Genomic DNA, 17,611 nt, shown 5'->3' with positions numbered 1-17,611 from the left:
GTTCGTCATCTTCCTCTTCGAAGGGCCGCTGACGCGGTCTGTTCTTCCTGCTCGGCGACCGCAGGGGCCTGCGTGTCGTTGGGGGTGCTGATGGCGGCGCGTTTCTGCTCGTCCTCGTACTCGGCCTGGTACTCGTCGTATTCGGTGACCGTCATGATGAGCCCGCATTTGTCCTGGTCAGCGTGGCAACGTACGGTCGGCCGCGTCGGGTCGTCGTGGTAGTAGAGCGAGTGTCGGCCGCAGCGCCGGCACGGGATGGGCTTCCGCGACAGCGGCGGTTTCGTCTTCGTGAGCGTCTGGAGCCGCCGGTGCCACCACTGCACGCCGACGCCGAACGGCTGACCGATGTCGGGGTGGGTGAGCATGTGGTCCAGGCGCGCGAGAAGCCACGCGGTCGCGCTGGTGAGGGCGTGGGCGGACACGCCACGCCGCGGTGCTGTCGGTGAGTGCTGCGACGTGCGATACGCGGCTTCCCAGACCCGCAGCCACTCGAGCAGCTCGTCGAGGTCGTCGTGTCCGGGGGACGGCGACGAGGCCTCATCATGTGAACGGCTGACCCGCTCGGCCGAGAAGTCTCCGGGAGCCTGGTAGCCGTCGCTGTGCTCGAGCCGCAGCGGGACCAGGTCGTCGAGCTCGGCCAGGTTCGCGCGGATCGCCGCGACGCACTCTCCGCACCAGATCGGCGCGCCGAGGGCCGGCCGGATGTTGGGCGGCTCCGGGCGCTCCCCGTGCGTGGCGCGCGGCCGTGGACCGGCAGCGTCCGCGCCGCGCCGGTGCGTGACCAGTTCCCACTCAGCGACCCGTTGCGCGTGCTTTTTCTCGGCGGCCTGCCAGTCCGCCAGCGCGGCGTCGTGGGCGGCGACGGCGCGGCGGTAGCGGTTGTTGCAGCGTCCGGGGCAGATCTCGGTCATGCTCTCCCTCGAGTCGACGACGTTGGTCAGAGCGCCCAGCGCCACAGGGCGATCTGCAGCGGGACCGCGCTGATGAGGATCACGAACTCGACGACGCGGAGCAGGGACGCGCCGGCGGTGCGGAGCTCGTTCACCGCCGGGGGCTGGCGGGTGTGGGCGGTGCCGTTGAGCATGGGTCCTCCGGTCACGGGTCGACGCTCGCCAGGGTGCGGGCGATCGTGGTCAGGGAGTCGGTGAGCTTGTCGACGCGGGCCCGCTCGTGGTCGTAGTCCCGGCGCAACGCCCGCAGGTCGTCCGCGCCGGCGAAGTGATCCGCGAGCCCGTCCAGAAGCGCACGCGCCACCAGATCGTCGAGGTTGAACGTCGGGGTGACGGTGATGCTGGGGTCGATCTCCTCCCAGGAGTAGGAGGCCGGAGCATCCTGGCCGCCGCCGGTGATGCGGAGGATGCGCGAGGGCGCACCATCGGATCCGTGCTGGACGATCGATACGCGGGTCTGGAAGGAAGCAAGATCCGGGGTGAGGTAGGCGCGGATCATGAGCGCGCCTCGACGTTCTTCTCCGTGCACGGGTGCTCGGCCATGGCGATGGCGAGGCCGATCCACCCGTTCGCGACGACGACCAGGGCGCCCGAGGCCGCAGCGTCGTCCTCGGCGCGCTTCTCCGCCTGGGCGAGTACCTCGCCGGCGCGCCGGGCTGCCTCGGCCGCGTTCATCGGCCACCCGCCGGCATGCCGGGCTGGGCGAGCAGCAGGCCGGGGCCGCCGCCGACGTTGATGTGCCCCATGCAGGAGGGCACCGCGACCGCGCCGACCGGCGTCATGGTCGGGGCCAGGGTGACCGCGACCTGGATGGGCGGGGCGTCCTCCGAACTCACGCCGCGGTGGAGCGCGAGCTTGTGTTCGGTTACGCACTGCAGGCACGCCCAGATCTGGACGGGTCCCGCAGCGGGCTCGGGGGCGAGTTCGGTCACGGCTGCTCCTTTGGGGTTTCGAAGACGGCGTCGCGGGGTCCGCTGTCCTGGCGCTTCATCGCGCGACTCCGCCAGTACTTGGTGTTGCGGGCGTACAGCAGCGCCTCGCCGCGCCAGCCCTCACGAGCACGGATCGCCCGTGCCAGCTCGGCGCGGGCCTGCTCGAGCTCGGCGTCGAGGATCACGATCGTCGGCCACAGCGCATCGACAGCGACCGCGGCCAGCTGGCCGCTGTACGTCGGGTCCTCGCCCAGGTGCGGCCAGGCGTCGACGAGAGCGGCCTGAACCGCGGCGATCTGTGCGTCGTGGGGGTCCTCGTAACCGGCCGCTGTGTCTTCGGGTTTCGTGGCCTCGGGCCGGTCGACGGGCGTCGCGTGCTCGCCGAGGACGATCAGCGCTGAGCGTTCGAAGGCGTCGTTCCGCGCGCAGGCCGGGCAGGACGGCGAACGGGCGGGCTCAGGGTGTGTGGGGCAGCGCCGTTTCTGCAGGCGGATGTGCGCGGCCAGTCGCTTGGTGTTCAGGCGCACACCGCTGAGGACCGCGGAGGTTAGGACGTCGACGAGCGCGGTCTCAGCGTTGAGTGTGTCGGCCTGCGTGGGCTCAGGCATCGGAACGGGCCCGGATGCCGAGCGCTACGCCGACGGCCGCGCCGGCGGTGACGGCGGCCGCGGTGCGCGCGGCGAGGCTCACTCGTTCGCCGGTGGCGATGAGCGCGGCAGTCGTGGTCGCGATCGCGCCGAGCGCTAGGAACGTGGCGTCGCCGGCGAGCTTGGCCGGTAGCCGCCTGGATGCGGGCATACGGGTCCCCCTGTGTGCAGGGTGGGGACCGCGCTCTCAGTGTTTATCACGCCCGCGTGCTCGCTCGCGCGCCACGCCGATCATGGTCGCGGCCCGTGGCCGGCCCGGGCGGAGCCCTCCCCCCGGCGACAGCTTCCCGGGCGGGCCCTACAGACGGCCCCAGGTTGGCCCGGGGCGGAGCCCTCACGGTTCCCATACGGGCCCTCACGGGTCCCATACGGCCCGGCTCACGGGGCGGATTCTGCAGGGGCCCCAGGTGGCCCGGGAGTCCTAGAAACTTTGCCCGGTCATATTGACTAAGTTTTAAGCTCGGTGCTTAACTTAGTTCTATGACTCTTGACTTGCTTGCACAGACCACGGCCCGGCTGATCATCGACGCGCAGATCGACGCTGGCCGCGCCTTCGCGCAGATGACCGGCAGCAAGACGCTCAAGGAGTTCGACCGCTACCTCGAGGAGCACAGCGAGGCCATGGAGCGCATCGCCGACGCGCGCCTGCTGCTCCGCGAGGGCGGCTACTGCTTGTGGTGCTACAAGCACCGCGACGCGCCGCACTCCGACGACACCCGGTACGTCCACACCGCCACGCTCAACCGCGTCGGCATCTCGTTCATGTGCCCCGAGCCGACCCCGGCGAACGCCTGACCGACCACCGCGGCGGGCCGGTCCGCACCGGCCCGCCTGAAAGGACCCCAAATGGCCCTCTCTCCCCACGCCTTGGCACAGCTCGAGCAGTTCGCCGAGCGCTTCGACCTCCTGGACCTCGAGTACACCCTCGGCTGCCCGAACTGCCACGACCACGTACAGGTCATCGAGCGGCAGGCGATGTCGTTCGGCGAGCTCATCGAGAGCTTGGTCAAGAACGCCGACGCCCACGTCTGCAACCACGACCGGATGTGCCGCCCGGACTGGCAGCCCATCCACCTGTCGGACCGCTAGCGATCGCTCCCATCCATGGCGGGTCGGCGCGGCCGGCCCGCCGAGAAAGGACCCCGAATGGACGCCCTCGCCGAACTCATGCTGCGGCTCGATGGCCGGTTCATACTGCTCTGCCACGAGGATGGATGGCTGTTCACGATTCACTGCAAGTCCTGCGATGACGAGCCACTGGGCCGCCTCCGACTGAGGAAAGAGACGCCGCTGCCCGAGGTCCTCCGCCAGTTGATCACCCTCGCCGCCGAGCACCTGCCCCGCTGCCCGTCAACGCCCGGTTCCAGGTCCGACGGCGACCAGCACCAGCGCGCCGTGAGCGAGAAGTAGCTTCGCTTCCCTGCGACGCTGCCGCGCCGTAGTCGGACGTGCGGCCTCGCGAACCCCGGGCGGGATGACCTGCCCGGGGCTTTCTGTGTGCGCTCCGCAGCCGGCCCCGGGCGGAGCCTGCGGACGGCCCCACGGACGGCCCGGGCGGAGCCTGCGGACGGCCCCACGGACGGCCCGGGCGGAGCCTGCGGACGGCCCCACGGACGGCCCGGGCGGAGCCTGCGGACGGCCCGGGCGGAGCCCTCACCTGCAGGTTTTGGCAGTCTCAAAAACTTTGCCCGATTGAGTTGACTAAGTTTCTTTGGACATGATTAACTTAGTTCTGTTCAACATAACCTAGTTCCCCTTACGGAGGACACAATGGCTCAGGACTACGCCAAGAAGATCAAGGCGCTGCGGGCGAAGGCGAACCACAAGAACACCCCGCCGGAGGAGGCCCAGGCGCTGCTGGCGAAGGTCGCCGAGCTGATGATGCGTCACTCGATCGACGAGGCGGCGCTGCGGGAGGAGCGCGGGGACGCTCCCGAGGAGGTCACGGTCGCCACCCTCGACCTCCCGAAGGAGCACGGCACCGTGCTGATGGACGCGGTCTACCCGATGATCCTCGCGATGGGCGGCGAGGCGATTGTGATCAAGGACGTCTTCACGATGGTCGGAACACCGAGCCTCTTGGAGAACCTCACGACGCTGTTCATCTCGCTGAACAACCAGATGGTCACCGCCGCGAACAAGGCGGGCGACGTCCACGAGGCGAAGCTCCGCAAGGAGCACCCCCGGTGGAGCGACGACCTGATCAACGACAAGGTCGACCAGTTCGTCTGGGACTACGTTCGCGGCTACGGCAAGGGCGTCGCGGACAAGATCAGGGCTCGTCGCGGCGAGGTCATCAACGAGGCGCCGGGGAACGCGTTGGTCCTGCAGACCGAGGAGGAGCGGATCAAGGCGGCGTTCGACCTGATGTACCCGCACCGGAAGAGCATGCGCGGTGAGGCGCTGCGGAACTTTGACGCGATCGAAGCGGGGCGCAGGGCCGGACGGAATGCGGACATCGGTGACACGAGGGTGGCCAACAACGCCACGCGGGCGATCGGTGGCTGATCTGGCCTGATCATCGGGACAACCCCGGGCGGGATTCCTGCCCGGGGTTGTTCTATGTCCGACCTCAGGGACGGCCCGGGCGGAGCCCTCCGGACGGCCCCACGGACGGCCCCACGGACGGCCCCACGGACGGCCCGGGCACGGCCCCACGGACGGCCCGGGCGGAGCCCTCCGGACGGCCCCACGGACGGCCCGGGCACGGCCCCAGGGACGGCCCGGAGCCCCCGGAGGGCCCGCGACCGCGCGGCGGAACCAGGCCGGCTGGTGACGCTCACCGCATAATCCATGCCCGAATATATTGACTATGTTTCGCCGCTACACTTAACCTAGTTCTATGAATCGGAGGTCATTTCCGGGCGGTGATCCGCTTCTGATCACCAGCCGGACCGCGCCGATGCTCGGCCGCCGTGCCGCTATCCGACACGACTACGCCCCGGCACACGCGCCGATGGGTGACTCCTCGGTCGGTCGGCGGCTCGTCAAGCGGCGCGAGCAGCAGGCGGTCCGGCGGGCCACCGCCTCCTACCTCAGCCCCAAGGGAGTTCACCTGTGAGTGATGACGACCAGTACCGCAGCGTCGTCGCGGAAATGTTCGCGATGAGCGGCGACGAGATCATGGGCGCGGCGATCAGCAGCAACGAGCCGCCGGCGCGCTTCCTCGACAGCTTGAAGGCCGGTGAGCCGATCGTCGACGTGTACGCCTACGACAACCGGATCAACGGGAAGGTGCAGCTCTACGTCGCGGTGGGCGTCGAGCTCGCCGAGGGCGAGCTGGTGTTCGCCTCGGACCCAACCGCGGGCTGTACGGCGTTCCGCCGGAAGACAGCCGAGCGGACCGTGTTCGAGGAGGCCCGGGAGTTCCTCGGCCCGGAGCTCCTGGCGATGGCGAAGGTCCGAATCAGGTACCGCACGCAGGGCGCCGTGGAGGACACGACGTGCTGAACCGCCTCGGGGCCCGGGTTGTCCCGGGCCCCGCCTCTCGGTGTCTGCGGTGCGGTCGGCGGCGCTGGGGCAAGCGGTCCCGGCGCAACCCGTACGGGCCGGTCTGCTCGGCGCGGGTGCGGGCGTCGGCGGCCAGGTGGAGTGACTGTTCGCCCGCGCAGTTGGAGAAGGCCCGCGAGGCGCTCGAGCAGGGCGCGGTCGTACCGACCCGCCGGCGGAACGTCTTCCGGGTCATCAGCTCGGACGGCACGCAGGTGTACCTGACGGCCCGGCAGGCGTGTAACTGTCCGGCCGGCCTGCACTCGCGGCACTGCTACCACCGCACGGCCGTACAGATCCTCACCGCTGCTTGACCTCATCTCAGGGCGGCCCGTCCCGCCCTGGCTCCCTACCGGCGCAACACCGGAACAACTCAGAGAGGGATCCCACGTGGACGACCTGATCGAAGCGCTGACGATTCTCCGCAAGTACGGAAACCGGGCGTTCCCCACCTACTGCAGGCACGACGAACTGTGGATCGCGGGAGTGCAGCCGGCAGACGTCAGCGAGGAGGACAAGACCCGACTCGACGAGCTCGGGTTCATCGAAGCCGACGACGCCTTCATGTCCCACCGCTTCGGCAGTTGCTGACGGGAGGCGCTGTGGTAGCGGAAGCCGTGAGCAGCGTCGAGGTCGGCGACCTCGTCGTGGTCCAGGAGCTCAGCGGCCTGTTCAGGGCGGGCGTGATCACCGTGCTGGGCTGGAACGGCTACCCCGCCAAGTGGCGGCCCGCCGGGCAGACCGCTGCGGTCGAGAAGGAGCCGTCGTCGAGCTGGTACCGCGTGCCGAAGGACAAGGTCGACGTACGGGCCGCGCTGCGGGCGACGGCGAACATGTTGGCGGACATCGACGACATCAGAGCCGCCATCCGGCCGCACTACTTCCCGCCGGGCCTGTGGTGACCGACCACGGCGGCCAGCTCGCGCTGCCGTTCCCGGAGGTGCCGACCGCTTCGCCGCAGTGCCAGCGGTGGCGCGGCGGCCGGCACTCCTGGCGGCACGCCGAGCCCGGGACCCGGTTCGACGCGCGCCGCTACGAGGTGCATCCCATCGAGGAGGCCGAGGCGAAGGCGTACGTGACGGCCGCGCACTACTCGGGGTCGTACCCCGCGGCGCGGCTGCGGTACGGCCTGTACGAGCGGGGGCGGCTGGTCGGAGCGGCGGTGTTCGGCGTCCCCATGGGGAGACGGGTGCTTCCGTCGGTCCTGCCGAGCCTCGTACCGGCCTGGGAGTCGTTGGAGCTGTCGCGGTTCGTGCTCGACGACGTGTGCCCGGGCAACTCCGAGAGCTGGTTCTTGGCCCGCTGCTTCGAGGCGTTGCTCGGCGAGGGGGTGCGTGGCGTGGTGTCGTTCGCCGATCCGGTCCCCCGGCGCCGCGCCGACGGGACGCTCGTCATGCCCGGCCATGTGGGGTGGATCTACCAGGCGACGAACAGCGTCTACACCGGGCGCAGCACGCCGCGCACGGTCAGCCTGCTGCCTGATGGGACCGTGCTCAACGACCGCGCGAAGCAGAAGGTCCGCAGGCAGGAGCCGGGCCATGCCTACGTCGAGAAGTCGCTCATCGCGCTCGGAGCTCGCGTGCCGCGCGCCGGCGAGGACCCGCGGGCGTGGCTGGTCCAGGCGCTCGAGGACGTCGGGGCGCGGCCGTTCCGGCATCGGGGGTGCCATCGGTACGTGTTCCGGCTGGGGCGGACGCGGCGCGAGCGGGAAGCGATCGAGCTTGGTCGGCCGGCGCGGCCGTACCCGAAGCGGATCGACATAGGGCTTGCGGCCTGAGCCGGGTTGGGTCGATCACCGTAAACTTTGCCCGATACTATTGACTAAGTTTTGTGTGTGCTGATAACTTAGTTCTCATGACAGGTTCGGAAGTTCCCACCCGGCCCGCGATCACGCCGGAACAGCTCATGGAGCACCTGCCGACCCTCCTGTCGGCACTCGAGGACGCCGCCTACTACCGCGAGAGCGACCCGGAGGGCTGCCGCGACTGCCGGGACCTCATCAAGGAGCAGGGCGACCGGGACGCGCGGTGCGGGGACCACACCAGCGACGACGAGCAGATGGAGCGGTACTGGGCACTGCGGGCCCTTCTGGGCGGCCGCGACTGACTTGAGGGCGGCCCCAAGAGCCGCCCTCTCTCAAACCAGAGAGAGGACATATGCGCGAGTACGTCGTCGCGGCGTACGTAAACGTGGACCGCGACGCCTTTGACGGATACAAGGCCAGCCACCCGCTAGCCACGGCGGATGACCTGACGTTCCGCGTCGATGCACCGACCGACATGGACGCCGCCGAGAGGGCATGGGTCATCGGACAGCGGATGGATGCGGACCTCGATGACCGCCGATGGCCGGCGGACGTTCGCTCCTCCAACGTCGGCGACGTGTTCGAAGTGCAGGACGGCGACGCCAAGTCCTTCTTCGTCTGCGAGCCCGCCGACTGGCGCGCACTCCGCGATCTCCCTAACCCGCTTGTACCGATCGAGGGCACGCGGGCGACGAGTCGAATTTGAGAGGTAACACGATGCGATGTCGTTCGTGGCGGCTGCGGAAGTGGTGGTTCCGCCGCTGCACCTGGAAGCAGGGCCACGCGGCCGAGTCACTGTGGCACTGCGACGAGACGAGCTGCACCACCTGGCTCGTGGCGGACAGAGGACGCGAGAGGGCCCTCAAGCGAGTGAAGGACTGAGAGGACTCACCGATGGTCGTGTATCTGATCGAGCGCAAAGCGGCCGGCGAGGAGTGGCAGCCCGACCTGCACATCCCGTTCGCCACCACCACGCAGGGAGCCGTCAGTTCACTGATCCGCTACCTCGTGGGGACCGTCGCCCTGGAGGAGCTGGGCGAGCTTCGGAAGACCACGTTCGGAGCACCCGCGACCGAGAGCCATTACGTCGAGCACAGAGGGGTCGAGTACCGCGTGGCCGAGTACACGCGGATTGGAGCCGCGTAGCCGATCGCGGCAGAGCAGGGCCGTCCCGGCGTCGCCCCGGGGCGGCCCTTTTGCATGCCTGGGCGGAGGCTCCACAGGCCCGGTCCAGGGCGGGCCCAGGTAGCCCTAAAACATTGCCCGAATATATTGACTAGGTTTTCTGGGGGCTCTAACCTAGTTCTATCAGTTAGATCTAGTTGGGAGCCGGACAGATGCACGACATCTACCCCACGAACTTCGACGTCGCACTGATGTACGCGCCGTACGAGTTCGGGCGCGTGATCGAAAGTGTCTTCACGATGAGCCGCGACATGATCATCGACTTGACCGTACTGGCGGCTCGCGATGCCGCCAGCCCCTCAAGTCTCATCAACGCGATCAGGGCCGGCGAGCCGGTCATCGACGTGTTCGCGGAGTTCGAGCTCCAGGACGAGGCGCCGGTCATGGCCCGCATCGGACTGATTGCGGGAGTCGATGTCCTCGCGAAGGGCTTCGCGCCATCGGGCTTCCCGATGGGGACGCAGGTCCTCCGCGACGGTGAGCCGTGGCCGACGACGATCGAGGCGGCACGCGAGTTCATCGGCCCCGAGCGCCTCTCGATGGCGAGCGTGCGGGTTCGCTTCCGCGAGCAGGGCGCCGTGACCGGCTGACGGCGGGGCCGCGAGCCCCGGACGGCTGTCCCGTCCGGGGCTTTGGCCTATCCGGGCCCGGCGCGGCGGCCCCACAGGCGGCCCGGCACGGCGGCCCCACAGGGCCCGGCACGGGCGGCCCCCGGCGGCCCCACAGGGACCGGGCATCCTGCCTGGTCACTGAGCAGTACCGAAACTATGCCCGGATATCTTGACTAGGTTTCTATGTGAGCATTAACCTAGTTCTATGAATCGGGAGCAAGTTGACAGAGAGTTCAAGACCCGCCAAGGCCGCGAAGCGCTGATTCGGCGCATGTGCGAAGCGGTCTACGGCAACGGCAAGGCAATCAAGCGCGACCCCCTCGACGAAGTCCTCGAAGTCACGCACAGCGTGCTGGACGACTACGGCCACGAACTCGCCGGCGAGGACATCGCGTTCGCACGGCAGCACTGGAACGCCCACTTCGCCGAGGAGTGGCGGAAGCTGCCCGACCCGAGGCCGGCGCGGCGCCCCTGGTGGCGTCGCCTGATCCGCCGATAGACGACCCACGGCGGGCCGGTTCCCCGGCCCGCCTCCGCATTGATTAGGAGCTGGACAGTGAGCGAGACCGAGACCTACCCCATCGACTTCACCAAGGTGCCGGGCGTCGACCCCGACACGTTCCGCAGCGCGGCCGCTGGGATGTTCGTGATGCAGGGCCCGCTCATCCGCGAGGTCGCCATCAGGACGGCCCGCCAGGAGGTGCCCGACCTCCCCGAGAGCCGCATCGACGACATCAAGTGCGGCGAGCCGCTCATCGACGTGTTCGTTGAGCTCGAGGTCCACGGCGGCGTTCCGCGCTGGGCGCGGGTGGCGATGACGCCGGGCGTCGAGGTTCCAATGGAGGGCTTCGCGCCGGCGGGCTTCACCGTCGCGACGATGTTCCCCCGCAACTCCGAACCTTGGCCGACCGCAGCCGACGCGGTGCGCGAGTTCCTGGGCGCGGAGCTCCTCGCGTCGGCGCGCGTCCGGGTTCGCTTCCGGGAACGGGGGAGCCTCAACGAAGAAGACACCTGGGGCGACCCGGACGCGAGGCCGCTCGGCAGCGACCCCGCGGCCGGCCACTTCGGGCACGTCATCGAGGAGTAGGCATGCCAGGCAACCCCGGACACCTTGTGTCCGGGGTTTTGCCATGTCCGGGCCCGGGCGGAGCCCTCACGGCCCCACGGACGGCCCGGGACACGGGCCCCACGGACAGCCCGGGCGGAGCCCTCACGGCCCCACGGACAGCCCGGGACACGGACCCCACGGACAGCCCGGGCGGAGCCCTCACGGCCCCACGGACGGCCCGGGACACGGACCCCACGGACAGCCCGGGGCGGGCCCCTACGGTGGGCATTGGGCATACTCAAGAAACTTTGCCCGAATCACTTGACTAAGTTTCCAGTGACGGATTAACTTAGTACCAATAGAGCAGCCCACCAGGGAACGGAGCCGAACCAATGGCGGAGACCATGACCCCCATCGCCCGCATCGAGTGGCGGAGCTACGAAGGCGGCAGCTGGAGCAGCTTCGCGGTCTACACCGAGGACGCGATCGAGCGGCGGACGGCGGAGCTCCGGCGCAGCGGCCGAGAGGTCTACGTCAACCGGTTCTGACCGGTACGGGAGTCCCCGGGCACCTGGTGCCCGGGGACTCCAATCAGCGAGCCCAGGAGGACGACATGGCGCAGTGGACGATGCAGCTAGACGGCGGCGGAGTGCTCGTCGCGAACGACAAGCCGAGCGATCCAGAGCTCAAGCGAGTGCTCAAGGGCCTCGTGGAGATAGGGAAGGACGGGCTGGACAACCCTCCAGAGGACATGGTCTTCGACTGAACTACTACTCACGACGAACCCCGGGCAACCCCCGGGGTTTTCTGCATGCCCGGCCCGGTCGGCTCACGGGAACCGCAGGCCGTACGCGAGCCGCCGGCCGCCGGCCTCGACTACGACGGGCGGGCCGGCGCGCTCCCGGAGCCGGCGCGCCTCGGCGAGCAGCCGATCAGCCTCCTGCAGTTGGCCGGCGTCCGAGTCGGCCAGGAGCCGCAGCGCCGCGGCGTACGCCTCGTCCGCCGCGGTGTGCGCCTCCACCCGTGCCCGGACCTCACTGGGAAGCACGACCGCGCCGGACTGCACCCCACGAACCATCCGGCGTCGACGACGGCGCAGCGACCGGCCCGTGTCATCCGCGAGCGACTCCCCCGCCGCCGCGACCAGCGCCGCGCGGGTCGGCGCCGGGTCGTCCGGGTCAAGGCCGTACGCCAGCGCGCCCAGCAGCGAGGCCCGCGGCCTCCGCTCCCCTGCCTCGAGCATCGTCACCATGCCGGGCGAGACCGCCGCCCGGGCCGCCAAGCCTCGCACCGACAGGCCGCGTTCGGTACGCAGCGACCGCAGCAGCACGCCGAGCCCGCCGGCCAGGCGTGCCCGCTCCTCGGCGTCCGGCCGCCCGGACATCGTCACGGCTCAGCCTTCGCGCGCAGGAGCAGCCAGCCGCCGCACAGGTTCGCCGGCGTGCCGTCGGCCCGGTACGGGACGCCGTCGATGATCGGCGGATCGTACGCGCCCGGATGCCCGGGGACCTCGACGCCGCCCGGATGCTCCCACCGGGTGACGCGACGGATCCCTGCGTGGCAGTAGAACGGGCGGCCCGTCGCGACGAGCTCCTCCAGGAGCTCCTCGTCTCCGGCGTAACCCGCTTCGCCGCGCCGCTCCGGCGAGTGCGGCCGGTACGCGCACATGCCGCACATCCGCAACGGGTCGGGCGCCGCTGGCGGGCCCGGCGTGACCGGCTGCTGATCGAGGTCGTGGACCGGGGTCCAGCAGGTGCAGCGGTCCGGGCCGTACACCGCCGCGCCGAGGCAGCACGCCCCCTGGCCGGCGTCGGGCAGCTCGAGCGGCTGGGCCGCCGACCCGCGGGCGAGGCTGATCACGACGGCCGCCGGCGCTCGCTCGGCGCGTTCACCAACGCGCGCACGCGACGGCCCGGACCGGCCGCCCTCCTCGGGGTGTCAGGCATGGTCGTTGTCCTTGGTGGGTGTGGTGGTGCGGGGGCCGCGTTCGCGGGCGGCGAGGGCGAGGGCTTTGGCGTGTTGGACGGCTGCGCTGTCGTACCCGGTTGGGGGTGTGCGGCGTCGGTGTGGGGGGACGAGGTCGGAGGGTCTCCCGCGCGGGTCGAGGATGGTGAGGGTCATTTCGCGGAGTTGTTCCTGCCAGGTCATGCCGAGGGCGGTGGATTCGGCGAGGGCGGCGGTGATGTCGTCTGCTCGCCAGTCCTCGCGGGAAGCTTGGGCGAGGGCGTGGAGTTCGGGGAGCGCTCGTCGGGCGGCTGTCATGGGCGCCGCTTCCGTGCTCGCCATCCGGCGTGGCGCATCTCGCGTACGGAGGATCCCCAGAGGAAGCGGATGCGGTCGATGCCGTAGTAGCCGCTGACGCCGGCTGCGGCGCCGCCGGTGAACCACAGCAGGGCGGTCACGTGCTGCCTCCCTCGGTGCGGGTGGCGAACCAGCGCAGCAGCGCGACCTCGGAGGGCACGGTGAGCTCGGCCGCGACGTGGCGGGCGTCTCGGGCGACCTGCTCGCGGACCCGCTGCTCGATCGCGTCGACGAGCTCGGTCGGTAGGTCTTCGAGCATCATCGTGCGCTCGCTTCGCGGTCGGCGTCCGCCGTCTCGTCGTGCAGGGCGGCGGCCAGCAGGTCACGCAGGCTGTGCAGGTACGTGATCGCCGCGTCGATCCGCTGGAGGGCATCCCGCCCTGCCTGCTGGTAGCTGCGGCGGCCGGGCCGGACGCGTCGTGCCCGCCATACAGCGTGGTCGATGGCCGCCTGGCGGAGCGCCGTGCGGGCGCGGTGCAGCGCGGCCGTGGTCCGGTCACTGCTCGAGGTCATCGCGCCGGTCCTTCCTCGAGGTCCTCGATGGTCGGGCAGGGGAACGGGAAGCCGCACTCGCGGCAGCGGCGTCGGCCTCGGCCGCCGTGGCGATGGGGGGTGTGCCGGGCGCGGATCCGCTCGGCCAGGTGTTGCCCCTGCTCGGCTGCGGTCAGTAGCGCGGGCAGCGTGAGCGTGATCAGCTCGTACGCGGTGTGCGCGTTGCCGCCGTGGACGCCGGTCTTCGCGATGCGCGATGCTGCGGCGCGGACCTCGTCCAGGTCGGCGGGGAGCGTGACGGTTCGGGTCATGGTGAAGGCTCCGTGACGGTTTCGGGTTGGTCGGCGAGGGCGGCGGCGCGGATGAGGACCTGCTCGCGGCCGGCGGCGGGGCCGAGGTCGGCCCGGGCCTGGGCGATGAGGCGGTCGCGGAAATCGGCGTCGAGGAAGACGAGCCGTTGAGATGCGCGCCGGAAGAGTTCGGGCCCGTCGCGAGGGTGTTCGTCCACAGGCTGGAAGCGCACGCGTGCGGTGCCTTCCAGATCAGCGTGTGACGGGGGGGAAGTATCAGTTACTCGTTCTGGTGGTACTCCCGTGGTCATACTCCCCCGCATCTGTTGCGGGTCATCTCCGCATTCGTTGCGGGTGAACTGCTGCGTTCGTTGCGGGTCAACTCGGCCGTCTCCGGCGTTGTCCACAGGGGATTGACCCGCATCGGTTGCGGGTGAGGTCGTGTTGTCCACAGGGCTTTGACCCGCATTGGTTGCGGATGAACCGGGCTCGTCCGCCGGGTCGTTGGGCCGCAACGATTGCGGGTCATCCGTGTCCGGGGCCCCGGCCTCCTCGTCGTCGGGCCGGTGGTACTTGCACGGTCCCTCGCCGGGCGTGCCGGTGCCCCACCCGGCCGGCCGCGTGCAGAACGCCCCCTTCGTCGTGAGCGCGCCGCACGGCGTCGGCTCGTCGTCGGACAGCAGGCAGTCCTTCACCGGCCACGCGAGCCGGTAGATCGACGTTCTGCGGCGGCGTTTGGTCACCCGGAGCCAGCCCTGCTCAGCGAGGTCCTTGATGGCCGTCTCGATGGTCTTCTCGCTCAGGTTCGTGCTGGCGGCCAGCGAGACGACGCTCGGGGCCCACTCCATCCGGGCCCCGCGCGGCAACGTCAGCATGTAGACGTGGAGCCGGTGCGCCAGGTGCAGACGGCTCGGCTCCAGACTGGTCGAATTGGTGATGAGCAGAATCCACAGCAGCGACGCGTCCAAGCGCTTGCGCTGGTCTTCGCTGAAGTACGGCTTCGCCCACGCGGGCATTGCGGACTCATCGATCGGAGTCCCGCGCGGCGGCTCGGTCACACACACCCACTCTCAGCACATCCCGAAAGGTCCCCCCAGGTCACTCGCCCGGCGTCGGCCCGGCGCGCGGCCGCGCTGGCCGGGTGCCGGGCTCCGGCTCCCCGGCCAGCGCGGAAGGCGTGTGCGCCTGGCATCGGTGCCCGACGGGGTAGTGCCGGGTCGGTGTACGGCCGCAGTGGCGGTCTGCGGCGTCGCTCCAGTGCCCGCACGGCGTGCGGTAGCGGTCCAGGCGGATCGGGACCGTCACGGTGCCGCCTCGGCGGGCTCGGGAGGCGTGGCGGGCGGGTAGCCCGTGCCGGGGCAGCGGCTCCGGTAGTTCGGCGTGTACCGAAGGCCGAACGGGTGGTGCACGACGCCGCCGGACTGCAGCAGCTTCTTCTCCCGCAGGCAGTACCGGCACACACCGCGGGCCCCCTTCTTCGGCCGGCGTGACCTGACCGGCGGCTGCTCGCCCGGGCCGATCGACAGGGCCAGGCCAAGGAGCGTGACCCACCTGCAGAACAGATCCAGGGGCGGGATCGACGCGCCGGTCTCCCACCGCGCGAAGGTCACCGGGTGGACGCCAATGGCGTCCGCGAGATCCTGCTGAGTGAGTCCGTGCTCGTTCCGCGCCTGGACGCACGCCAGCACGATCGGGTGCGGCTCCCAACCGCGCCTAGCCACGGGGCCTCCTCCGGAACGGGCGCACGTTGCTGCCAGGCAGCGGTGACGGCGGGGCCGCCCGGCCCGGCTTGGGAGCCGGGGCCGGGGCGGGGCGAGGTGTGCACGTCGCGGCGTGCGGCATGTACGGGCGCTCGAGCGGGTGGCGGGGCGTGTCATCGCTGATCGCCGACAGCGACCGGGACCGCCACGCCCCCAGGGCGTCCTTGTAGGCCAGGACGCTGCCGTCCAGGTCCGGGCGCGGGTTGAGCGGCTGCTTCGCTCCGGCCTGTGTGATCGCCCAGATGATCGGTTCGCCGCATTCACTGCAGGTCGGCGTATGCCGGTGCGGGCGAGGCTTCGTCATCGTCCCTCCCCGGCCGTACGGAGGTCGGCGTGGATGACGGCGATCGCCATGCGGATTCCGCCGGCGAGCAGGTTCAGCCGGTACGCCTGCCCGCCTTCGGGGTCGTGCGCGGCGGCCTTCCGCTCGAGCGCGTGGGCCCGGGCGGTCAAGGTCGTCACGGCATCGGCGAGCGTCAGGAGCCGCTGCACCAGAGCGGTCGGGAGGTCGTGGTGGTCGAGGTCGACGCCGAGCTTCTCGGCGAGGAGCTCGCTCTCGAAGAGGTCTTCGCGTACCTCCTCGGCCAGCTGTGCGACCAGATCGACAGAGCTCATGCCTGGGCCCCCGCGTGCTCGAGCTCGTACTGCTCCACGACGGCCTCGGGGATCCGGCCGCGCTCGTTGACCTCGATCCCACGGGTCTTCGCCCAAGCCCGGATGGTGCTCGCCGACGCCCCGGAGATCGCGCTGTGGCCACGTTTGCCCGTGCCGGAGCCGCCGGCGTCCCGGAGCTCGGCCTGCGCTGCGGCGAGCTGCTCTTGGAGCCTTCGGACCTTGGCCTCCGCCTCCTGGCGGCGCCGCTCGGCCTCCCGAGCCGCGGTCTCCTTGGCGATCCACGCGTCGTAGAGCTGCCGCAGCTTGCTGATCTCCGTGGCCGCCTTGGTCAGCGACCGCCGGATCTGCGCGCTGTCGATCTGGCGTGCGCCGGCGAACACCTCCTTGAGCCCGTCGAGGAGCGTCTCGTCGAACTCCTCCTGCTTGGCGTCGTGCGGCGGGTCGCTCGGATCCGGGTCGGGCTCCTCGTCCGGGTCGGGCTTCGCCTCTGGCTCGCTCGGCTCGCCGGGGTCGTCCGGCCTGTCGGTGTTGGACAACGATGCGCCCGGGTGGGAGGAGAGCTTGTCGGTGGCCTCGTTGTAGTACAAGCCGGGCTGGCCGTTGATCAGCCCGATGATCGTCGCGCGGGAGAACCCGGACTCCTGGGCGCACTCCTCGACCGTCTTCCCGGCCCGCAGGTCCTGCAGTACCTGCCGTGTGCGGTTCATCGACGGCTGCCCTTGCTCGTCGACCCGCTGCCGCTCGAGGTCGAGCCCTTGCCCGTGCTGGCCTTGGTCTGCTTCACGCCGCCGCGGTTGCCGAAGCCGCCGCGCGTCGGGCGGGTGCCGGGCCGCTGACCGCCAGCCGAGGAAGGTCCAGCACCGAACCTGCGGCCGGCCTTCGCGCCGGACACGGTCCTGCCGTTGCTGCCCTTGTACGTGGCGTACCGGGACTGCTGGACGATCTGAACGCGGTACGTCCGGTAGAACGTCCTCTGGCTGGTGACGTACACCGTCCGGACCCGCACCGGCACGTAGTGGGTGTAGTACGCGGGCGAGGCGTAGTAGCGGTAGTACCGCTCGTGCCACCAGACCGGCATCGGGGTCGCGACCCACCCGGCCGGGCACAGGTGCGCGGCGTACAGGTAGCCGACCTCGTCCGGGCTGTAGGCGTAGTAGCAGTGGCCGGGCACCCCGTACGCGGCGGGCACGTAGGTGACGTCCTCGCCGTGGCAGGCGACCAGCCCGGGCATGAGCACGACGCCGGCCAGCGTGGCGGCCAGCAGTCGATTGTTCTTCACACGATCTCCTGATGTAGGTAGGGCCCGCCCGTCCCCGAACTCCGGGGACGGGCGGGCGGCCGGGAGAGCAAGCTCGACATCCCGGCGTGTGGCCGCGGCCCGGCCAGTGATCCGGTCCCCACCGTGTGGCTGACCGGGCCGCGAGTCTCGGGCCGGGAGCACGCCCGCGCGTGCTACCGTCTACCCAGGACACCGACGCCCTCCCGAC

The 17,611-nt window shown here is 70.4% G+C and carries 40 protein-coding genes; 19 read left to right on the top strand and 21 right to left on the bottom strand.

The features are described from left to right. Positions 1–5 precede the first annotated feature (5 nt). The 7 genes from AB0K82_RS33865 to AB0K82_RS33835 are packed head-to-tail and all read right to left on the bottom strand — an operon-like array spanning position 6 to position 2,680. Positions 6–911: a hypothetical protein gene (locus tag AB0K82_RS33865; RefSeq protein WP_364404887.1), complete on the bottom strand. Its 906-nt coding sequence runs from the start codon at positions 909–911 to the stop codon at positions 6–8. 26 nt (positions 912–937) lie between these two features. After that, positions 938–1,099 carry a hypothetical protein gene (locus tag AB0K82_RS33860; protein ID WP_364404886.1) on the bottom strand — a complete coding sequence of 54 codons (162 nt, stop codon included), beginning with the start codon at positions 1,097–1,099 and terminating at the stop codon, positions 938–940. Then, positions 1,096–1,449 (bottom strand): hypothetical protein, encoded by a 354-nt coding sequence (locus AB0K82_RS33855; RefSeq protein ID WP_364404884.1) that lies wholly within the window; start codon positions 1,447–1,449, stop codon positions 1,096–1,098. Before AB0K82_RS33855 ends, AB0K82_RS33860 begins: the two co-directional genes overlap by 4 nt. Next, complete coding sequence (locus tag AB0K82_RS33850) at positions 1,446–1,625, bottom strand: hypothetical protein (protein ID WP_364404882.1); 180 nt, start codon at positions 1,623–1,625, stop codon at positions 1,446–1,448. The genes AB0K82_RS33855 and AB0K82_RS33850 overlap by 4 nt, the downstream gene beginning before the upstream one ends. Then, on the bottom strand, positions 1,622–1,882 hold the full coding sequence (locus AB0K82_RS33845) for a hypothetical protein (protein WP_364404881.1): 261 nt from the start codon (positions 1,880–1,882) through the stop codon (positions 1,622–1,624). The genes AB0K82_RS33850 and AB0K82_RS33845 overlap by 4 nt, the downstream gene beginning before the upstream one ends. Then, a complete protein-coding gene (locus AB0K82_RS33840) occupies positions 1,879–2,490 on the bottom strand; it encodes a hypothetical protein (protein WP_364404879.1) in 612 nt (203 codons plus the stop codon). Before AB0K82_RS33840 ends, AB0K82_RS33845 begins: the two co-directional genes overlap by 4 nt. After that, positions 2,483–2,680, bottom strand: a complete 198-nt coding sequence (locus AB0K82_RS33835) for a hypothetical protein (RefSeq protein WP_364404877.1) — start codon at positions 2,678–2,680, stop codon at positions 2,483–2,485. Before AB0K82_RS33835 ends, AB0K82_RS33840 begins: the two co-directional genes overlap by 8 nt. Before the next feature lie 329 nt (positions 2,681–3,009). Between AB0K82_RS33835 and AB0K82_RS33830 the strand changes: the two genes are divergently transcribed. From AB0K82_RS33830 to AB0K82_RS33740, 19 genes are all read left to right on the top strand, one after another. Further along, complete coding sequence (locus AB0K82_RS33830) at positions 3,010–3,324, top strand: hypothetical protein (protein WP_364404875.1); 315 nt, start codon at positions 3,010–3,012, stop codon at positions 3,322–3,324. A 51-nt stretch (positions 3,325–3,375) separates the two neighbouring features. Further along, positions 3,376–3,618 (top strand): hypothetical protein, encoded by a 243-nt coding sequence (locus AB0K82_RS33825; RefSeq protein WP_364404873.1) that lies wholly within the window; start codon positions 3,376–3,378, stop codon positions 3,616–3,618. A gap of 57 nt (positions 3,619–3,675) precedes the next feature. After that, positions 3,676–3,939 (top strand): hypothetical protein, encoded by a 264-nt coding sequence (locus AB0K82_RS33820; protein WP_364404870.1) that lies wholly within the window; start codon positions 3,676–3,678, stop codon positions 3,937–3,939. Positions 3,940–4,299: 360 nt separating this feature from the next. Further along, positions 4,300–5,037 (top strand): DUF2786 domain-containing protein, encoded by a 738-nt coding sequence (locus AB0K82_RS33815; RefSeq protein WP_364404869.1) that lies wholly within the window; start codon positions 4,300–4,302, stop codon positions 5,035–5,037. Positions 5,038–5,371: 334 nt separating this feature from the next. Further along, on the top strand, positions 5,372–5,590 hold the full coding sequence (locus AB0K82_RS33810) for a hypothetical protein (protein ID WP_364404866.1): 219 nt from the start codon (positions 5,372–5,374) through the stop codon (positions 5,588–5,590). Further along, positions 5,587–5,979 (top strand): hypothetical protein, encoded by a 393-nt coding sequence (locus AB0K82_RS33805; RefSeq protein ID WP_364404865.1) that lies wholly within the window; start codon positions 5,587–5,589, stop codon positions 5,977–5,979. Before AB0K82_RS33810 ends, AB0K82_RS33805 begins: the two co-directional genes overlap by 4 nt. Beyond that, a complete protein-coding gene (locus AB0K82_RS33800; RefSeq protein ID WP_364404863.1) occupies positions 5,973–6,332 on the top strand; it encodes a hypothetical protein in 360 nt (119 codons plus the stop codon). The genes AB0K82_RS33805 and AB0K82_RS33800 overlap by 7 nt, the downstream gene beginning before the upstream one ends. 76 nt (positions 6,333–6,408) lie before the next feature. Then, positions 6,409–6,609, top strand: coding sequence for a hypothetical protein (locus tag AB0K82_RS33795; protein WP_364404861.1), 201 nt, complete (start codon positions 6,409–6,411; stop codon positions 6,607–6,609). A gap of 26 nt (positions 6,610–6,635) precedes the next feature. Then, complete coding sequence (locus AB0K82_RS33790; RefSeq protein ID WP_364404859.1) at positions 6,636–6,920, top strand: hypothetical protein; 285 nt, start codon at positions 6,636–6,638, stop codon at positions 6,918–6,920. After that, positions 6,914–7,795 carry a hypothetical protein gene (locus tag AB0K82_RS33785; protein WP_364404857.1) on the top strand — a complete coding sequence of 294 codons (882 nt, stop codon included), beginning with the start codon at positions 6,914–6,916 and terminating at the stop codon, positions 7,793–7,795. Before AB0K82_RS33790 ends, AB0K82_RS33785 begins: the two co-directional genes overlap by 7 nt. Positions 7,796–7,872: 77 nt before the next feature. Next, the gene (locus AB0K82_RS33780; protein ID WP_364404855.1) at positions 7,873–8,124 is read left to right on the top strand and encodes a hypothetical protein; all 252 of its coding nucleotides are present in this window, start codon (positions 7,873–7,875) and stop codon (positions 8,122–8,124) included. A gap of 50 nt (positions 8,125–8,174) precedes the next feature. Beyond that, positions 8,175–8,528 carry a hypothetical protein gene (locus tag AB0K82_RS33775; RefSeq protein WP_364404853.1) on the top strand — a complete coding sequence of 118 codons (354 nt, stop codon included), beginning with the start codon at positions 8,175–8,177 and terminating at the stop codon, positions 8,526–8,528. An 11-nt stretch (positions 8,529–8,539) separates the two neighbouring features. Continuing rightward, positions 8,540–8,704 carry a hypothetical protein gene (locus tag AB0K82_RS33770; RefSeq protein WP_364404851.1) on the top strand — a complete coding sequence of 55 codons (165 nt, stop codon included), beginning with the start codon at positions 8,540–8,542 and terminating at the stop codon, positions 8,702–8,704. Positions 8,705–8,716: 12 nt separating this feature from the next. Next, complete coding sequence (locus tag AB0K82_RS33765; protein WP_364404849.1) at positions 8,717–8,968, top strand: hypothetical protein; 252 nt, start codon at positions 8,717–8,719, stop codon at positions 8,966–8,968. A 230-nt stretch (positions 8,969–9,198) separates the two neighbouring features. Continuing rightward, a complete protein-coding gene (locus AB0K82_RS33760) occupies positions 9,199–9,597 on the top strand; it encodes a hypothetical protein (protein WP_364404847.1) in 399 nt (132 codons plus the stop codon). 226 nt (positions 9,598–9,823) lie between these two features. Next, positions 9,824–10,117 (top strand): hypothetical protein, encoded by a 294-nt coding sequence (locus AB0K82_RS33755; RefSeq protein ID WP_364404845.1) that lies wholly within the window; start codon positions 9,824–9,826, stop codon positions 10,115–10,117. A gap of 57 nt (positions 10,118–10,174) precedes the next feature. After that, the gene (locus tag AB0K82_RS33750) at positions 10,175–10,705 is read left to right on the top strand and encodes a hypothetical protein (protein ID WP_364404843.1); all 531 of its coding nucleotides are present in this window, start codon (positions 10,175–10,177) and stop codon (positions 10,703–10,705) included. Between the two features lie 353 nt (positions 10,706–11,058). Then, entirely contained in the window at positions 11,059–11,214 is a 156-nt protein-coding gene (locus AB0K82_RS33745; RefSeq protein ID WP_364404842.1) for a hypothetical protein, read from the top strand. A gap of 65 nt (positions 11,215–11,279) precedes the next feature. Continuing rightward, entirely contained in the window at positions 11,280–11,432 is a 153-nt protein-coding gene (locus AB0K82_RS33740) for a hypothetical protein (RefSeq protein WP_364404840.1), read from the top strand. 63 nt (positions 11,433–11,495) lie between these two features. Here the strand turns inward: AB0K82_RS33740 and AB0K82_RS33735 are convergent, their stop codons facing one another. The 14 genes from AB0K82_RS33735 to AB0K82_RS33670 all read right to left on the bottom strand — a co-directional run bounded on the left by AB0K82_RS33735 (position 11,496) and on the right by AB0K82_RS33670 (position 17,403). After that, positions 11,496–12,050, bottom strand: a complete 555-nt coding sequence (locus AB0K82_RS33735; protein WP_364404992.1) for a helix-turn-helix transcriptional regulator — start codon at positions 12,048–12,050, stop codon at positions 11,496–11,498. Between the two features lie 2 nt (positions 12,051–12,052). Then, positions 12,053–12,526, bottom strand: coding sequence for a hypothetical protein (locus AB0K82_RS33730; RefSeq protein ID WP_364404838.1), 474 nt, complete (start codon positions 12,524–12,526; stop codon positions 12,053–12,055). Positions 12,527–12,604: 78 nt separating this feature from the next. Further along, on the bottom strand, positions 12,605–12,928 hold the full coding sequence (locus AB0K82_RS33725) for a hypothetical protein (RefSeq protein WP_364404837.1): 324 nt from the start codon (positions 12,926–12,928) through the stop codon (positions 12,605–12,607). Next, entirely contained in the window at positions 12,925–13,068 is a 144-nt protein-coding gene (locus AB0K82_RS33720) for a hypothetical protein (protein WP_364404835.1), read from the bottom strand. The genes AB0K82_RS33725 and AB0K82_RS33720 overlap by 4 nt, the downstream gene beginning before the upstream one ends. After that, positions 13,065–13,229, bottom strand: a complete 165-nt coding sequence (locus AB0K82_RS33715) for a hypothetical protein (RefSeq protein ID WP_364404833.1) — start codon at positions 13,227–13,229, stop codon at positions 13,065–13,067. The genes AB0K82_RS33720 and AB0K82_RS33715 overlap by 4 nt, the downstream gene beginning before the upstream one ends. Further along, positions 13,226–13,480: a hypothetical protein gene (locus tag AB0K82_RS33710; protein WP_364404830.1), complete on the bottom strand. Its 255-nt coding sequence runs from the start codon at positions 13,478–13,480 to the stop codon at positions 13,226–13,228. Before AB0K82_RS33710 ends, AB0K82_RS33715 begins: the two co-directional genes overlap by 4 nt. Then, positions 13,477–13,770 (bottom strand): hypothetical protein, encoded by a 294-nt coding sequence (locus AB0K82_RS33705; RefSeq protein WP_364404828.1) that lies wholly within the window; start codon positions 13,768–13,770, stop codon positions 13,477–13,479. The genes AB0K82_RS33710 and AB0K82_RS33705 overlap by 4 nt, the downstream gene beginning before the upstream one ends. Then, positions 13,767–14,807 (bottom strand): hypothetical protein, encoded by a 1,041-nt coding sequence (locus AB0K82_RS33700; protein ID WP_364404826.1) that lies wholly within the window; start codon positions 14,805–14,807, stop codon positions 13,767–13,769. The genes AB0K82_RS33705 and AB0K82_RS33700 overlap by 4 nt, the downstream gene beginning before the upstream one ends. 40 nt (positions 14,808–14,847) lie before the next feature. After that, positions 14,848–15,054 carry a hypothetical protein gene (locus AB0K82_RS33695; protein ID WP_364404824.1) on the bottom strand — a complete coding sequence of 69 codons (207 nt, stop codon included), beginning with the start codon at positions 15,052–15,054 and terminating at the stop codon, positions 14,848–14,850. Then, positions 15,051–15,470 carry a helix-turn-helix transcriptional regulator gene (locus AB0K82_RS33690; protein ID WP_364404823.1) on the bottom strand — a complete coding sequence of 140 codons (420 nt, stop codon included), beginning with the start codon at positions 15,468–15,470 and terminating at the stop codon, positions 15,051–15,053. The genes AB0K82_RS33695 and AB0K82_RS33690 overlap by 4 nt, the downstream gene beginning before the upstream one ends. Beyond that, positions 15,463–15,813: a hypothetical protein gene (locus AB0K82_RS33685; protein WP_364404821.1), complete on the bottom strand. Its 351-nt coding sequence runs from the start codon at positions 15,811–15,813 to the stop codon at positions 15,463–15,465. Before AB0K82_RS33685 ends, AB0K82_RS33690 begins: the two co-directional genes overlap by 8 nt. Continuing rightward, positions 15,810–16,124 carry a hypothetical protein gene (locus tag AB0K82_RS33680; protein ID WP_364404819.1) on the bottom strand — a complete coding sequence of 105 codons (315 nt, stop codon included), beginning with the start codon at positions 16,122–16,124 and terminating at the stop codon, positions 15,810–15,812. The genes AB0K82_RS33685 and AB0K82_RS33680 overlap by 4 nt, the downstream gene beginning before the upstream one ends. Then, positions 16,121–16,831: a histone-like nucleoid-structuring protein Lsr2 gene (locus tag AB0K82_RS33675; protein ID WP_364404817.1), complete on the bottom strand. Its 711-nt coding sequence runs from the start codon at positions 16,829–16,831 to the stop codon at positions 16,121–16,123. Before AB0K82_RS33675 ends, AB0K82_RS33680 begins: the two co-directional genes overlap by 4 nt. Further along, entirely contained in the window at positions 16,828–17,403 is a 576-nt protein-coding gene (locus AB0K82_RS33670; RefSeq protein WP_364404816.1) for a hypothetical protein, read from the bottom strand. Before AB0K82_RS33670 ends, AB0K82_RS33675 begins: the two co-directional genes overlap by 4 nt. Positions 17,404–17,611: the final 208 nt, after the last annotated feature.

The sequence above is a fragment of the Actinoallomurus sp. NPDC052274 genome, from assembly GCF_040679475.1.
Lineage (GTDB): Bacteria > Actinomycetota > Actinomycetes > Streptosporangiales > Streptosporangiaceae > Actinoallomurus > Actinoallomurus liliacearum.
Note: the sequence above shows the minus strand (reverse complement) of the source record. Positions and strands in the feature narration are given on the sequence as shown.